The sequence below is a fragment of the Lysinibacillus macroides genome, from assembly GCF_001281525.1.
Taxonomy (GTDB): Bacteria; Bacillota; Bacilli; order Bacillales_A; family Planococcaceae; genus Lysinibacillus; species Lysinibacillus macroides.
The window spans coordinates 919,056-933,995 of record NZ_LGCI01000010.1 but is presented as its reverse complement, the minus strand read 5'-3'; the positions used below and the strand labels follow the sequence as shown (position 1 = coordinate 933,995).

Annotated in this window: 23 protein-coding genes and 1 CRISPR repeat array; of the genes, 20 read left to right on the top strand and 3 right to left on the bottom strand. The window is 37.5% G+C overall.

Annotated features, from left to right (window positions below):
* The first annotated feature begins 1 nt into the window (after position 1).
* The 7 genes from ADM90_RS19320 to ADM90_RS19290 are packed head-to-tail and all read left to right on the top strand — an operon-like array spanning position 2 to position 3,429.
* Entirely contained in the window at positions 2 to 412 is a 411-nt protein-coding gene (locus ADM90_RS19320) for a hypothetical protein (protein WP_053996535.1), read from the top strand.
* Complete coding sequence (locus tag ADM90_RS19315) at positions 406 to 768, top strand: hypothetical protein (RefSeq protein WP_053996534.1); 363 nt, start codon at positions 406 to 408, stop codon at positions 766 to 768. The genes ADM90_RS19320 and ADM90_RS19315 overlap by 7 nt, the downstream gene beginning before the upstream one ends.
* Entirely contained in the window at positions 768 to 1,172 is a 405-nt protein-coding gene (locus ADM90_RS19310; protein ID WP_053996533.1) for an HK97 gp10 family phage protein, read from the top strand. Before ADM90_RS19315 ends, ADM90_RS19310 begins: the two co-directional genes overlap by 1 nt.
* Positions 1,172 to 1,615: a phage tail terminator family protein gene (locus tag ADM90_RS19305; protein WP_053996532.1), complete on the top strand. Its 444-nt coding sequence runs from the start codon at positions 1,172 to 1,174 to the stop codon at positions 1,613 to 1,615. The genes ADM90_RS19310 and ADM90_RS19305 overlap by 1 nt, the downstream gene beginning before the upstream one ends.
* The gene (locus ADM90_RS24635) at positions 1,605 to 1,826 is read left to right on the top strand and encodes a Josephin domain-containing protein (protein ID WP_235473728.1); all 222 of its coding nucleotides are present in this window, start codon (positions 1,605 to 1,607) and stop codon (positions 1,824 to 1,826) included. The genes ADM90_RS19305 and ADM90_RS24635 overlap by 11 nt, the downstream gene beginning before the upstream one ends.
* A gap of 1 nt (position 1,827) precedes the next feature.
* The gene (locus tag ADM90_RS19295) at positions 1,828 to 3,150 is read left to right on the top strand and encodes a phage tail sheath family protein (protein ID WP_053996530.1); all 1,323 of its coding nucleotides are present in this window, start codon (positions 1,828 to 1,830) and stop codon (positions 3,148 to 3,150) included.
* Between the two features lie 15 nt (positions 3,151 to 3,165).
* Positions 3,166 to 3,429, top strand: a complete 264-nt coding sequence (locus tag ADM90_RS19290) for a hypothetical protein (RefSeq protein WP_053996529.1) — start codon at positions 3,166 to 3,168, stop codon at positions 3,427 to 3,429.
* Here ADM90_RS19290 and ADM90_RS19285 read toward each other — a convergent pair.
* Positions 3,419 to 3,643, bottom strand: a complete 225-nt coding sequence (locus tag ADM90_RS19285) for a hypothetical protein (protein ID WP_053996528.1) — start codon at positions 3,641 to 3,643, stop codon at positions 3,419 to 3,421. The two genes, ADM90_RS19290 and ADM90_RS19285, sit on opposite strands and share 11 nt — an antisense overlap.
* 97 nt (positions 3,644 to 3,740) lie before the next feature.
* Here ADM90_RS19285 and ADM90_RS19280 point away from each other — a divergent pair, with 97 nt between their 5' ends.
* The 5 genes from ADM90_RS19280 to ADM90_RS19265 are packed head-to-tail and all read left to right on the top strand — an operon-like array spanning position 3,741 to position 5,505.
* Entirely contained in the window at positions 3,741 to 4,217 is a 477-nt protein-coding gene (locus ADM90_RS19280; RefSeq protein WP_053996527.1) for a phage tail tube protein, read from the top strand.
* A 58-nt stretch (positions 4,218 to 4,275) separates the two neighbouring features.
* Positions 4,276 to 4,650: a hypothetical protein gene (locus tag ADM90_RS19275; protein ID WP_152928049.1), complete on the top strand. Its 375-nt coding sequence runs from the start codon at positions 4,276 to 4,278 to the stop codon at positions 4,648 to 4,650.
* Entirely contained in the window at positions 4,643 to 5,077 is a 435-nt protein-coding gene (locus ADM90_RS19270) for a phage tail assembly chaperone (protein WP_053996525.1), read from the top strand. The genes ADM90_RS19275 and ADM90_RS19270 overlap by 8 nt, the downstream gene beginning before the upstream one ends.
* Positions 5,078 to 5,127: 50 nt before the next feature.
* A complete protein-coding gene (locus ADM90_RS24595; RefSeq protein ID WP_161804094.1) occupies positions 5,128 to 5,271 on the top strand; it encodes a hypothetical protein in 144 nt (47 codons plus the stop codon).
* A gap of 15 nt (positions 5,272 to 5,286) precedes the next feature.
* Positions 5,287 to 5,505 (top strand): hypothetical protein, encoded by a 219-nt coding sequence (locus tag ADM90_RS19265; RefSeq protein WP_053996524.1) that lies wholly within the window; start codon positions 5,287 to 5,289, stop codon positions 5,503 to 5,505.
* Here ADM90_RS19265 and ADM90_RS19260 read toward each other — a convergent pair.
* A complete protein-coding gene (locus ADM90_RS19260) occupies positions 5,502 to 5,726 on the bottom strand; it encodes a hypothetical protein (protein WP_053996523.1) in 225 nt (74 codons plus the stop codon). The genes ADM90_RS19265 and ADM90_RS19260 overlap by 4 nt on opposite strands.
* A gap of 1,359 nt (positions 5,727 to 7,085) precedes the next feature.
* Positions 7,086 to 7,445 carry a helix-turn-helix domain-containing protein gene (locus tag ADM90_RS19255; RefSeq protein ID WP_053996522.1) on the bottom strand — a complete coding sequence of 120 codons (360 nt, stop codon included), beginning with the start codon at positions 7,443 to 7,445 and terminating at the stop codon, positions 7,086 to 7,088.
* 161 nt (positions 7,446 to 7,606) lie between these two features.
* Between ADM90_RS19255 and ADM90_RS19250 the strand changes: the two genes are divergently transcribed.
* The 8 genes from ADM90_RS19250 to ADM90_RS19215 all read left to right on the top strand — a co-directional run bounded on the left by ADM90_RS19250 (position 7,607) and on the right by ADM90_RS19215 (position 14,939).
* Positions 7,607 to 7,801, top strand: a complete 195-nt coding sequence (locus ADM90_RS19250) for a helix-turn-helix transcriptional regulator (RefSeq protein ID WP_235473688.1) — start codon at positions 7,607 to 7,609, stop codon at positions 7,799 to 7,801.
* Between the two features lie 19 nt (positions 7,802 to 7,820).
* Entirely contained in the window at positions 7,821 to 8,549 is a 729-nt protein-coding gene (locus ADM90_RS19245) for an ORF6C domain-containing protein (RefSeq protein WP_053996521.1), read from the top strand.
* 166 nt (positions 8,550 to 8,715) lie between these two features.
* Positions 8,716 to 8,976: a hypothetical protein gene (locus ADM90_RS19240; protein ID WP_053996520.1), complete on the top strand. Its 261-nt coding sequence runs from the start codon at positions 8,716 to 8,718 to the stop codon at positions 8,974 to 8,976.
* 210 nt (positions 8,977 to 9,186) lie between these two features.
* A CRISPR array of direct repeats spans positions 9,187 to 9,673; the repeat unit is 29 nt; unit sequence GTTTTCAATTAACTATGTGGAATGTAAAT.
* A gap of 127 nt (positions 9,674 to 9,800) precedes the next feature.
* Positions 9,801 to 10,418 (top strand): hypothetical protein, encoded by a 618-nt coding sequence (locus ADM90_RS19235; RefSeq protein WP_053996519.1) that lies wholly within the window; start codon positions 9,801 to 9,803, stop codon positions 10,416 to 10,418.
* 13 nt (positions 10,419 to 10,431) lie between these two features.
* A complete protein-coding gene (locus ADM90_RS19230) occupies positions 10,432 to 11,037 on the top strand; it encodes a hypothetical protein (protein ID WP_053996518.1) in 606 nt (201 codons plus the stop codon).
* 63 nt (positions 11,038 to 11,100) lie between these two features.
* Positions 11,101 to 13,314 carry a tape measure protein gene (locus tag ADM90_RS19225; protein ID WP_053996517.1) on the top strand — a complete coding sequence of 738 codons (2,214 nt, stop codon included), beginning with the start codon at positions 11,101 to 11,103 and terminating at the stop codon, positions 13,312 to 13,314.
* Positions 13,307 to 13,984, top strand: a complete 678-nt coding sequence (locus tag ADM90_RS19220) for a LysM peptidoglycan-binding domain-containing protein (RefSeq protein WP_053996516.1) — start codon at positions 13,307 to 13,309, stop codon at positions 13,982 to 13,984. The genes ADM90_RS19225 and ADM90_RS19220 overlap by 8 nt, the downstream gene beginning before the upstream one ends.
* Positions 13,977 to 14,939 (top strand): XkdQ/YqbQ family protein, encoded by a 963-nt coding sequence (locus ADM90_RS19215; protein ID WP_235473686.1) that lies wholly within the window; start codon positions 13,977 to 13,979, stop codon positions 14,937 to 14,939. Before ADM90_RS19220 ends, ADM90_RS19215 begins: the two co-directional genes overlap by 8 nt.
* Position 14,940: the final 1 nt, after the last annotated feature.

The following is a 14,940-nucleotide window of genomic DNA, read 5'->3' as shown; positions in this document are numbered from 1 at the left end:
CATGTCAGTCAAAATAAAGTTTGAGGATGTAAAACAGCGAATCGAAGGACTAGGGGGTACTGTATCAAGTGTCCCTAACAGCTCTGATACGTATCTAATTGGCTTTGCAATCGACAAGGTAACAAACTATATCAACAATCAAACCAACCTTTCAAGCATCCCACAGGAGGCATATAACCAAGCTGTGGATATGGTGGTAGGTGAGCTCCTTGCGACTAAAAAAGCAATGGGCCTGTTGGATATTGAAACAATCGATTTTACTATGGTTGCCAAAAAGGTGCAGGATGGCGATACCAACGTGGAGTTTGCAGTCAGTGAAAAAAGTACGCCTGAAGGTCAATTTAATGCCTTTCTTGCATACTTAAAGCATGGTGATCTCAATTGGTCTAAGTATAGGGTGCTTGTATGGTAAGCGCACGTAGAAAAGCCATACAAAGCTTGTACCGTGGCATTTGCACCGTTAAAACATGGGGAAGTGTAACAGATCCCGTTACGAAAATTACTACTCAAAAAGAAACAACAAAGTTTGAAAATGAGCCTTGTAAACTGTCTTATGAAAAGCAAACCACCGCTTCAAACACGGGCGGGCCTGCAACCATCTCACAAACTATAAAGTTGTCATTGGCACCCGAATTAGATGTTCCACCAGGAAGCAAAATTATTGTTACTCAAGATGGCGTAACGAATGAATTTACCCGAAGCGGCTTGCCAGATGTGCATATGGACCATCAACACATCCTGTTAGAAGCTTTTCAGGGGTATACATGATGGCAGGACGAGTAAGAGTCAACTATAGGCAACTGGAGCGATTGCAAAGGCGTATTAATAAATTTGCACAAGTGGATATGGAAGCCTTTTGTGAGGCGATGGCGAAAGAGTTGGCAGCTCGTATGTTAGCGAAAGTAATCAAACGTACTCCTGTTGATACTGGTGTTTTACGTAGAGGTTGGACAATTGGACAAATAAGTAAAATTGGTGATGAATACAAGATTGAAGTTATAAATTCGGTAGAATATGCACCTTACTTGGAGTATGGCCATCGTACTTCAAATCACCAAGGCTGGGTAAACGGCCGCTTCATGATGACAATTAGTGCCGATGAATTAGAACAACAAGCACCAGCAATTATCGAGCGTAAGTTAAAGGCCAAATTAATGGAGGTGTTTAGATAGTGGAAATACAAGATATTATTATTGCTATTTCACGTAAATTAGAAGCAGCATTTGGCGCTGACTATAAAAAGTACATTGACCAAGTGCCGCAGAACTTTGAAACACCTTCATTTTTTATTCAGTTTTTGAATTTGGAACACATACAGCAAATCGGTAAACGTTGGAAGGTAACACCGCTATTTAACGTGCAGTATTTTCCGCAAGCGGGGGCATCAGAGAGCGCAAATATGAGCCTGAAGATACAACAAGCATTAAAAACTATTGAGCTATTAAACGGCTCTATTATGCTTGCTAGAGGAGTTAACAGCGAGGTTGTTGATGGTATCGGACATAATTTCATGCGCTTTGATTTCTTCTTACAAGAAGTGGAGCAAAAAGTATTTATGGAATCGCTTAAACACTACGAAAATGGTAAGGAGTGGATGGTAGTTGGTGAAGAATGAAGCAATTAAAGAGAAAGTAAATGTGACAGGTGAAATGGTTGGAGAGGTTATTGCATCCACCATACCGACATTTACAAAAGAACAACTCGTAAAAAGTAAAAAATATGAACATCGACAAGATGCACTGAACGCTTTGCTACAAGATGGCAAGGCGTATTCTTATGAGCAAGTAGATGAAATTCTTAATAAATTTGATAAAGGGGGTAAATAACGTGGCGTTAGGTGGAGGAACATTTTTAACACAAAATAAAGTATTACCAGGTACTTATCATAATTTCATTAGTGCAGCGCGTGCTTTCGTAAATTTATCTGACCGTGGCTATGTTGGCTTACCAATTGCGCTTGATTGGGGCGTAGACGGTGACGTATTCGCTGTAACACAAGAGGATTTACAAAAAAATTCACGTAAAATATTTGGCTATGACTACACGCATGAAAAGTTAAAGGGTATTCGTGATGTATTCAAAAATGCAATTACCGTTTATTTTTACAAGCTTGCTGTTGATGCTGTAGCCGCTTCAAATGATTTCGCTACAGCCAAATACAAAGGCGTGCGTGGTAACGGTATTACAATCGTTATCCAAGCCAATGTAGATGAGCCTACAACATTTGATGTTAAAACTTTGTTAGCTGGCGTAACAGTTGATGAGCAAATTGCTATAGCAAGTGCTGCTGATTTAGTAGCAAATGATTATGTGACGTTTAAAACTAACGCTACACTTGCTGCTACAGCAGGCACACCGCTTGCAGGCGGCTCGAATGGCTCTGTTATTACTGGTGGCGCACATCAGGAGGCACTAGATGCTTTAGAGGCATATGGCTTTAACACATTGGGTTGTTTATCATCTGACAGCACAATTAAATCACTGTATGTTGAATATACAAAACGCATTCGTGACCAAGTGGGCGGCAAATTCCAACTTGTAGGGCATAAGCTTGGCACTACAGAACATGAAGGTATTATTGATGTGTTGAACAATGCTGTCGGTACTGACGAGGAAGTGTTTGGAGCGGTCTATTGGGCTGTAGGTGCACAAGCTGGTGTGGCAGTTAATCGTTCAAATACGAATAAACGCTACGATGGTGAATACACGCTAGATATGGCTGAAACTAAGACACAATCACAGCTTACGGTACTATTAAAAGCTGGCAAATATGTATTCCATCGTGTGGGTGACGAGGTAAGAGTGCTTGAAGATATAAATACTTTTACTTCATTTACAGTTGATAAAAATGAAGATTTTAGTATGAACCAAGTGATTCGTGTACTGGACCAAATCGCAATTGATACGGCACAAATCTTTAATAATCGTTATTTAGGGAAAGTACCAAATGATCAGGATGGACGTATTTCACTGTGGAATGATCTAGGCTCACATCGTATGGAACTACAACGTATTCGTGCTATTCAAAATTACAATAAAGACGAGCTAACCGTAGAACAAGGAAATTCTAAAAAGTCCGTTGTTGTCAATGAGGTTGTGAATCCTACTGTAGCGATGTCACAACTTTATATCACAACAACGGTAGCGTAAGGGGAGGGAAAAAGAGTGTTCAAAAAAATTGCTCGTTTCTTTACGAATGGTATTGATTATCGCTTGAAAGAAATCTATTGGAAAGATGAAGAGGGCAAGCATTACGTGTTGTGGATTAAAGAGAGTATCTTAGGTGACATAAAAATTGTTGCTTTTGGTACAGGAAAGGGGAGTCAAGGTGGCTGGCCATTAAAAGCGGAATTAACAAGGAGAAGCCCTAACATTCCGACAAAAATAAAAACGTTCATCAGTATGTTAGGGCGACATTTTAAATACTAGATGCCAACTCGAAACCTTCGTCAGTCAGTGTCACATAACTAGCACTCAAAGCCGGGCGAGGTAATTCAATATAGCCATCTTCGTAAAGGTTGTCTAAAGCGGCTCTTACTTCAGTCTCCATTCTCGTAGGAAAAACAAAGTAGCTAGTTAACGTATTTCTTTCGCGGTAGGTTTCGAAAGCATTTTTTAAAATAGCTCTCTCCATTTTACGCATATGTATCACCTCCAATCTATAACCATAGTTTAACAGACGTGGAGTTGTGAAAATGTGTTGAATTGAATAATAACTTATTAAAAAAAGGAGGATTTATATGCCAGAAACAACAATGCATGCACGTGATGCTGTGCATGGTGCACAGGGTGTAGCATGGGTAACAATTGAAGGAAATCGTTATAAGTTTGCGCAACTTATAAATTTAGAAGCTCGTATGGAGAAAACTAAAACACAAGTACCGATTATGGGTAAAACAGGTAAAGGAAATAAAGCAACTGGTTGGGAAGGAACAGGCTCCGCCACATTCCACTATAATACATCGATATTCCGTAGATTACTAAAACGTTATAAAGATACGGGCGAAGATGTCTATTTTGATATTCAGGTTACGAATGAAGATAGTTCTGCAAAAAGTACGGGTCGTCAAACAACTATTTTGAAAGACTGCAACATAGACGGTGGACTAGTAGCGTCACTGGACGCTGATGCAGAATATCTGGAAGATGATTTTGACTTTACGTTTGAGGATTGGGATTTAGTTGAAGAGTTCTCTATGTTACCAGAAATGCAATAAGGGGCTTGTTGCTGCAGGCTCTTTTTTATACTTAAATATTAGAAAGGATATGATGAATATGCCAAAGGTTGAAGATGTAATGGGAACAATCCCTAGTAACGGGGAGTCTATACAGCGACATTTTGCAGAGATATATAGACAAATTGGGATACATTTTATCAATAATGCAGAGCGATTAGGGAATAGCGTATTTGAGGGAACGAGTGGTGTGGATATTTTTATCAGTATGGATCCTAACAATGTGATAACGATTGATATTTCCCAGAAAGAGATTTTGAAAAAACAAGGTTTGACAGCTAATGCGACTTTAGGGAAATTGCAAGTAACACCTGAATTAAAGAACCTCACGCTAAACCGCTTTAACGCAGAGCAAACAATCGAAAAAATAGCTGAAAAATTAACTGAAATTACGGAGGAAATCACACATGAATAACTTACAAGCGTTTTTCTCACATAACAAAAAGCAACAGGACAACATTAAAAAGCCTATTTCAAAAAGCTTCATTGACGAAAACGGAAATGCAATAGAATGGGAGTTTGCGCCAATCAGTCCAGAGCGTGATGCAGAGTTAAAGACTGAGTCAACCAAGCGTTCTTTAATCACACAAGGTAAGCGCAAAGGGCAGTACAACACTGATTTCGACCACTTTAAATATCAACGCTTGTTAGCAGTAGAATCAATTGTGTTTCCAAATTTAAATGATAAGGACTTGCAAGATTCTTATGGCGTATACGGTGCTACTGAGTTACTTGGTAAGATGTTAACGATCGGTGAAATTACAGAAGCTGCTAAAGCGGCACAGGAAGTAAATGGCTACGATTTAGAATTAGATGACCTCGTAGAAGAAGTAAAAAACTAATCGAGGACGGTGATGGTGACGCAAACATTATGTACTGGTGGGTACACCAAATGCGTCGCTTGCCGTCAGAATATATAGCATTATCTGACGCCGATAAAGCCTGTATCATCGCAGCCGTGCAGATCAAAATTGAAGCAGATAAGAAGCAAGAGCGTGAGGCGAAGCGGGCTGGTAAGAAAGGTAAAAGGCGATAGGGAGGGAAGAACTAGATGGAGACTAAAAAACAAACGAATGAAGAACTCCACCAACAAGTTCACCTGTTGGCAGAGCGTTCTCAGGGTAATCTAATGAAAATCAAATTATCACTCAATCTTTCAAATTTAAATGAATTAGAAAGTGTACTTGAAAAAATCAGTAATATTCACAAGACACTAATTCCGACATGCGGAAGTGACCGAGTGTTTGAGGTAGATATTACCCTAAATTAAACTTTACGAAATAAAACAGAGAGAATATCAGATGAGTCAATTGAAAAAATTTGATTTTCACTCAAGAAAGATAGTCGTTGATTTTGAATTAGGTGAAATTTTTCGAAATCGGTAAGTGAAGTAATTGAACTATCAGAACTACTTTGAGTATTTATGCTTTTTAAATCTTGTATTAAAACATCACGAGATTCTCTTAATTTGATTTCTACATTCCAAGCCATATGTATCACCTCCTTTCTACTGTCAATATTCGACAGAAAAAGGGGAATGCCTTTAGTAATGTTTTGAGGGTGTATGAGGCTTGGTGAGAAGCTAAGAAGGGCAGGAAGCGGTGAGGGATGGGGATATGAAATAGAAAATTGAATTTTCAAAAAATATTCTAATAAACAATTGCGTCAATCTACTTGATGGTGTATTCTTAGAGGTAATTACATTACTTCTTAAATGCGGAAGCACCACAAGATTACCGAGTGATCGGGGTTTTGTGGTGTTTTTTAGGCACTAAATATATGTATTTGTGAGAAGTTATGATATAAAGGTAGTAACTACTTTTTTTAAATAGTAAAGATCAATTATTTGTAACTAAAATTGTTGATTTTTCGTAGTCACACCCCTTTTGGGGTGTGTGGATTGAAATATATACCTCTAAATCCACGCCTACGCCTTTTAATCGTCACACCCTGTATGGGTGTGTGGATTGAAATATATACCTCTAAATCCACGCCTACGCCTTTTAATCGTCACACCCTGTATGGGTGTGTGGATTGAAATGAGAAGAGTTGCAGCAGATCGTGAAGGAGCAACAGGTCACACCCTGTATGGGTGTGTGGATTGAAATCGTCCGGAGCAAAGGAGTCAGGGGAAATATTACGTCACCTCCTTCATTGGAGGTGTGGATTGAAATCCAACATCGAAACGATCTGCCATATGACCTGTCAGTCACCTCCTTCATTGGAGGTGTGGATTGAAATATCTAATTGATAAACTAAACCTAGTAAAAGTTACGTCACCTCCTTTATAGGGTGTGTGGATTGAAATCCTGATTAAGGAGGGTTTTCTATTAACTATGTGGAATGTAAATTGTGGATTGTATGTCGGTAACTTTTTATAAAAGACGCGTTTTCTATTAACTACGTGGAATGTAAATTTTGCATAGTAGTGTGGGATAGAGAACAATTAGTAGTAAAAATAGTAGGAATGATTTCGAAGAATTTAGGACAGTTAGATTGCGGTTAGGGGAATTGCTCATGTATAATATCAGTAATATTGAACCCGTAAAACAAGGTTTTAAGTTTCCTGTTTTCTATAAACAAAGTGGAATGTAAATATGGTTCAAATCTTAATAAATATGTTTTTCTTTCTATTAACTAAGTGGAATATGTAAATGCAAAAACACTCTCATAACAAAAGTGAGAGTGTTTTTGCATTGGAAATAAAATTGGGTCTAAATATAGCTATAAAGAGCGGTGGAAAAACTTGATAAATTTCCCACAACTGTTTATTATAAAAATATCCTATATAAAATCAATCCTATGGTGCTAATCTTAATAATATTAGAAATTATTGAACGAGGGCAGGTATCATAGTTCACCAGTATTCTTTAAAATTTCCCACATCTTCCGCAGTTTCTCTAAATCTTCTTCTTTCGATTCAGGCAATTCTTTGTACCATTTTTGCAAGGTAGGATTGTTTGCAAATGCTTGAAAAGCTGCTTCATCTTGTTCTTCGATTGTAAGATTTTGTTTTTCTGTACGGCCAAGCAGGTAATCGGTACTGACTCCAAAGAAATCAGCAAATTTTTCTAATGTATCGAAGTCGGGTTCGCGTGATCCCTGCTCATAATTGGCTATTTGACCCCGTGATAAATTCATTAATTCAGCCAGTGTATACTGACTAAGATTTCTTTCTTTTCGTAGTTTAGCTAAATTTTGTGCAAACATTTGGTTTCACCTCTTACAAATAATTATATAAGTTGCAACCTATTGTTTCTATTAAAAACCCAGATGGAAACAAAAAGTTTCCAAAACCATTGACAGAAACATAATGTTTCTATTAATATTAATTTATAGAAACTTAATGTTTCTTGAAGGGAGGTAGTAACTTGAATGTAGTTTTGAAGGAAAGGAAGGTTTTGATAAATCTCAGAGGTGATAAAGCGAGATCAGAAGTAGCTACTGACTTAAATATTACACCTCAAATGCTAGGAGCAATTGAAAGAGGGGATAGAACGCCATCTTTAAAGTTAGCCAAGAGAATCGCTAGTTATTACGGAACAATAGTTGAAGAAATTTTCTAATATTAAGGAGGTAGTGTAAATGAATCAATTACAAGTAATTACGTATAGAAATAACCGAGTATTAAGAACGGCACAAATTGCTGAAAGTTATGGAACAGATTCAAAATCTATTTCAAAAAATTTTACTAATAATAAAGAGCGCTATGTAGCAGAAAAGCATTATTTTTGTTTGAAAGGTGAAGAACTTAGAACGTTTCGTAAAATTTACGAATTGCCATCAAACATCAGCGCTCTCTATCTTTGGACTGAAAAAGGGGCATGGTTACACGCTAAATCACTTAATACAGACAAAGCTTGGGATGCTTACGAAATGCTAGTGGACGAGTATTACAAGATTATTGAGCCACAACCAATCTTAACTGTTGAACAGCAAAGACGTGAACATTTGAAATTATCAATCGAAACTAGTGAACGTGTTGATAAGATTGAAAGTAAGTTAGATAAAGTGGTTAGTCAAATGCGAATTGATGGGGTAGAGCAGCAAAATATTCAGCAACAGGGTACTTATAGAGTAATACAAGCTTTAGGCGGAAAAGAATCACCTGCTTATGAAAAAATTAGTCGCAAAGTGTTTAGTGCTCTATGGAGCGAGTTTAAAAGATATTTTTGCATTCCACGTTATAGCGAGTTACCGAAAATTAATTACGAGGAAGCTCTGAAATTTATCTCTATGTGGCAACCATCGACATCAATGCAGTTAGAAATAGAGCAGTATAATCGCCAGGCACAATTAAAACTTGTTAAATGAGGGTGTCATAAATGTTTCGAGTAAATAAAAAAATCACAATCTAAGCGCCAACTTAGATCGTGATACAAATTTGAGTGACATCCACTCAAGTCAATTATCAAAATGTATTATAGCATAAATTTGTTACAATTTGAAGTGGATGTTACTCCCAATAGGGGGATTAACCATGTTAGTAGCTGATGCACGACGTATGCAAGCAATGATTACATTTTCGAAATCTTGCAATATAAGCTCTCCTGTGTCTAACGATATTGCAACTTGGTGGCAAAATGCTGTTGGTGAGATGAAAGAAAAAGATATACATTTCTTTTATTTAGCTTTGAAAGGAGCGCTAGTTAATAATTTGGGTAACAGTACATTGGTCTCTATAATGTTTTACGAGTTAGAAAAACGCAAATTGGAATTAGATACAGTCACTTGTAATTAATAAGTGCGAACCACCAGCGAACATAAAGATGCAGTGGATCATTTTATGGAGCAAATGTGCTAAAGACTTGTGCCATAAGGGATAAGCCTACTTTTTAGTACAACTCTATTTTTTTATATAGAAGGTTGACTGCAAAATCACGAAATAATAGAATCATACCCCTCCGTCAAACCTTGAGAGAACAGACTTTTTTAGTTATGATGGAGGTGGGTTTTCTATTAACTATGTGGAATGTAAATAATAAATTTAAAAATTTTAATGAAAAACGACTCCGGTTTTCTATTAACTATGTGGAATGTAAATTCTGGATTAAATAAGTTATTACCCCAATCATAGCCTGTGTTTTCTATTAACTATGTAGAATGTAAATACAGGCGATTATGGTGTCCTCTATACATTTGGCACACAGTTTTCTATTAACTATGTGGAATGTAAATAAAGTATATTACGAGGAGCATTTTAGTTTGCAAGAGGTTTTCTATTAACTATGTGGAATGTAAATTTATGATAGTGGGAGCATTTATTTATGATAATTGGTCGTTTTCAATTAACTATGTGGAATGTAAATTCGCGAGCACAATTTATGTCGTAAACTTTTCCTTCTGTTTTCAATTAACTATGTGGAATGTAAATGAGGAGAGCGATCAGCGCGCCCTAGTGGATGATCAGTTTTCAATTAACTATGTGGAATGTAAATTGAGGAAACACTCTCTTAGGAGGGTGTTTTTTCATTGAAAGGGGTGAGAAAAATGTAGAAATGTGAAAATAATAATAGAATTTCCTCTATTATCCATGTATATTTAAGGAGAGGAGGAGATTCAATAATGAAGAAAATATTTTTTATACCATCAATATTGCTACTAAGCATTTTCTTAATAGCATGTAATCAAGAAAATGATGGTGGCAAGGAAACAGATAATACTAAAGACACGACAGAGGAATCATCTCCAGATGTAAAAGTTGATAAAGGACTTTTAAATGTAGAAGTTACACTACCTGCTTCGTTTTTTGAAGGTCAGGACATTGATACAGTGATTACTGAAGCGAAAAAAGAAGGAATCAAGGAAGCCATCAAGAATGATGATGGATCTATAACATATAAAATGCCTAAATCTGTTCATAAAGAAATGCTGAAAGAAATGGAAAATGGTATTTTAGAAGCGGTAGAAAATATTAAAAAGAGTGAAGATTTTGCTTCTATAAAAGATGTAACTTACAATAAATCTTTTACGGAGTTCACACTAGCTGTAGATAAGGAAAAGTTCGAAAATAGTTTTGATACTATGGCATCTATGGGAATTGCAATTGTAGGTATGTATTATCAAATGTTTAATGGAGTAGACTCTGAACAACTTAAAATTACAGTATTTTTTAAAGATGAAACAAATGGAGAAGTAATAGATACAGTTGTTTATCCAGATGATCTAAATGAAGGCAATTAAAAGGAGGATTTCCATGAAAAAGCTAGGATTATTATTATTGGTGTCTATTTTTTTGGTTGCTTGTGGTCAAAGTGATAAGAGCAACAATTCAAATAGCTCTCCAAAAGAATCTGTTGGAGAAGGTGCAGAAGAAGAAGTTAAGTCAACTGAAAAAGAAACTGAGCCTGAGGTAAAGGAGGTTCTGACAATTGTTAAAGGCGAGGCATTAGTAATTGATGATTACGCAGAAATCACAATTAACAACAATGTTTTCGGTAAACAAATTACACCACCAAATCCGAGTTCTATGTATACATATTACAAAAATGAAGAGGCGGGGGAAGTTTACTTAGATACCATTATCGCCATCAAAAGTTTACTAACATCGGGCCAATCATCTGATGAATTTGTAGATGTAAAAATTATCTATGATGAAAAATACGAATATCAAACTTTCTCCACAATAGAAGATCAGGGTGGAGCAGATTTTACTTATACAAATATCACATCAATCGAGCCTCTGAAAATTGGCACACTACATTTTTTAGCTTCTGTACCAGAACAAGTCGAGCAAGATGGTAAACCATTGAAAGCTATAATTACTGTAAAAGGGAAAATGTATGAACAAATAATTAGATAAATATTCATTATATTAAGCATCCATATTTGGGTGCTTTTTATTAGGGAAAAAAGAGGTGAAGAAATGGCAACAATACGTACAGCTATTAATATGACAGACAATTTAAGCCCTATTTTCCGCTCGATTAACAGCGCATTGCAATTAACAATTAGTGGATTTGAAAATCTTCAAAACGCAAGTGGTGAAGTCGTGGATATTTCCAGGTTGCAACAAGCGCAACGAGAGTTGGCTAGAGTCGACGAAATGTTTAATCGAATCGAAAGCGAAATTAGGGATGCTGAAAATGAGCAAGAACGATTTAATAATAGGATACGTGATGGTACAAGTGCTATGGATGGATTAATTGGCAAAGTAATGACTTTAATTGGTGCATATCTGTCGTTGCAAGGTTTAGGCAAGGTTATACAGTTGTCAGATGAAATGACCGATTTGAAAGCACGTGTGCAATTGCTGGTAGATGATATGCCAGTTCTGCCAGACCAAGTCTCTGAAGTGGATTTTGGGCTAGGGGACATGAGTGAAATAGACCTTGCTCAACAGATGATTCATGATGCTGCTCAACGGTCTTTTTCATCGTATAAGGATACCGCAAATATGGTAGCCCGTATTGGTACAAATGCACGTGATGCATTTGGGAGTATGGGGGAGGTAGTAGCATTTACGGAACTCGTACAAAAGCAGTTCGGCATTGCAGGAGCAAATGCGACTGAGGCTAGTAATGCAACTCTCCAATTGTCACAAGCATTGGCAAGTGGGGTTTTGCGCGGTGATGAGCTTAATTCGATTTTTGAGCAAGCGCCAAATTTAATTGCGACAATCGCAGATTATATGGGGGAGCCGATTGGCGCAATTCGCGAGTTGGCTTCAGATGGAGCAATTACCGCAGAAATAGTTAAAAATGCAATGTTTGCGGCAACAGATGAAATTAATGCTAAATTTGACAGCATGCCTGTAACATGGGGGCAGATGTGGATTGTTTTCCAAAATGAAGCATTACATGCATTTGGACCTGTACTACAAAAAATCAATGATATTGCTAACAGTGACCGATTTAAACAGTTTGCAACGAGTGCAACGCAAGCGCTTTATGTAGTAGCAGGTGCAGTAGAACAAACTCTAGTAATGATAATTAATTTAGGTTCGCTAATTTACGATAATTGGTCAGCCATAGCGCCGATTGTTGGAGCAGCAACTACTGCTGTAATGGGATATGTTGGTGCTCTAGGAGCTGTTGTGGTTGCTAAAATGGCGGTATCGGCATGGGCTGCAATTACTACAACGGCTTTGTGGGGGTACGCTATGGTGACGGGTTTAGGTACAGGTACAACTTGGTCAATGGTTGCCGCCGCATGGGGACTAAATGCAGCATTAGCTGCCAATCCCGTTTTTTTAGTTGTAATGGGGATTGTGGCATTGATAACGATACTGTATGTAGCGGTTGGAGCAATTAACCTTTTTGCCAACAAATCCATTAGTGCAACAGGTGTAGTCGCGGGTGTGTTTTTAGCTTTAGGTGCTACCGTAGCTAATGCGTTTATTTATATCTGGAATATAGCAGTCGAAGTATTTACGAATATTTATAACGTATCCGCAACGGTAGCAGAAGGTTTGATTAATATATTTAGCGGTGATTTAAGCGCTATTGGTCGTATGTTTGCGCAACTAGGTGATAACGCTTTAAGTATTTTACAAAGCATCGCTAAAGCTATGGATTTTGTATTAGGTACTAACATGGCAGATTCGTGGGGGCAATGGCGTGAAAACTTACAAGCATGGACAGATGAAAAGTTAGGGATAAATAAGCATAAAGTTGAACGAATGGTAGCAGAAGATTGGCAACTTAAAACGTTTGATATTGTGGAGGCATACGGCAAAGGATACGATTGGGGAGAAAGAGTAACTGATTTTTCGGTGCCAAAAGCAAATACAGGTAACACAGACGCCCTAATGAAATCCATTAACGACGCACTCGCAATGGGTGATGGTATTAGTGACAAGCTTGACACGGGCAATGATGATGGCAAGAAAACTGCTGGAAACACCAAAAAGGCAGCAGACGGAATCAAGATGCTGAATGAGGATTTAAAATACCTACGCGACATCGCAGAGCGAGAAGCTATTAATCGTTATACAACGGCTGAAATTAACATCGATGCTCGTAGTGAAAACCATATCAATAATGAAATGGACATTGATGGCATTATCGATCGCTTTGCTGAAAAAGCGGAAGCAGCAGCCGAAATGTTAGCAGAAGGGGGGCCAACAGAACATGTATAACTTTTTTGTCGATGGTGTACAGCTTCCTGTTGCGCCTGCTGAGTTAAGTACACGCATCAATGGAAGAAATGACACCATCGTTTTGATGAACGAAGGCGAAGTCAACATTATTAAGAAACCAGGACTAACGGATATTGAGTTTGAGGTATTGCTCCCAAACGTCAACTATCCGTTTTCTGTTTACCCGAATGGATTTCAGCCAGCTACTTATTATCTTGAAAAACTAGAGAAGTTAAAGATTGATGACAAGCCATTTCAATTCATTGTGAATCGTATGATGCCGAACGGAAATCTTCTTTTTGACACCAATATGACGGTGACGATAGAAGATTATGAAATTTTGGAGTCTGCAGACAATGGTTTTGACGTTAATGTACGAATTACATTGAAACAATATCGGCCGTATGGTAATAAAAAAATTAATTTAAAAGCATCTACAACTAGTGCAGCCAATGCAACAAAGACTGCATCTAAAGCAGTGGTAGAACAGAAGCGACCAACAACAGGGAAAGAAACGCCTAAAACGCATACAGTGCAATCAGGCGAAACACTCTGGGCAATTGCTAAAAAGTATTTAGGTGATGGCTCTAAATATACAGAGCTTGCCAAGCTTAATAACATTAGCAATCCCAATATCATAAAAGCGGGGCAGGTGATTAAACTTGGTTAAATCAAAGCTATATATTATGAGCCGTGGACAAATGTATGAATGTGCAGTGGAGGAAGGTATAGAGTGGGAAGTTCACCGTAAAGGCACACCAGGTAAGCTAACATTTAGTGTGATAAAAGACGAAGTGTTGAACTTCCACGAAGGTGCTGCAGTTCGTTTTGAATATGATGGTCATAAGATTTTTTATGGGTTTGTCTTTACCAAGAAGCGTACAAATAACCGCATCATTACAGTTACTTGTTATGACCAGCTCCGCTACTTTAAAAATAAAGACACCTATGTTTATGCCAATAAAACGGCTACTCAGGTGCTTCAAATGATCGCAAAAGATTTCAGGTTAAAGACAGGGACCGTAGATAATACAAAACATGTCATGCCATCAAGGGTGGAGGATGATCAAGAACTGTTCACGATTATGGACAATGCTTTGGCAGAAACGACTTTGCATACGAAGAGTTTATTTGTGCTCTATGATGACTTTGGCGCTTTAAATTTGCGAGAAGCCAGAACGCTTAAAACAGATTTGTTAATTGATGCGGAGTCAGGTGAATCCTTTGAATACACAACGTCCATTGATGAAAATACGTATAACAAAATTAAACTGATACGTGAAGATAAAAAGAAAGGTAAACGTGAAATTTATATTGCTCAAGATGGTAGCAAAATCAATGAGTGGGGTGTCTTGCAGCTTACTGAAAAATTAGGTGAAAAAGACAATGGTAAAGCTAAAGCGGACGGTATGTTAAAGCTTTATAACCGTAAATCCAGAAAACTTCATATTAAAAATGTTTTTGGTAATCCCATTGTCCGTGGTGGGAGCCAAGTGGCCGTACAATTGTATGTTGGTGATCTTTCTGTAGCAAATTTCATGATGGTGGAAACGGTAAAACACATTTTTAAAGAGAGCGATCACAGGATGGATTTGAAGCTAATTGGTGGTGATTTCATTGCGTAGC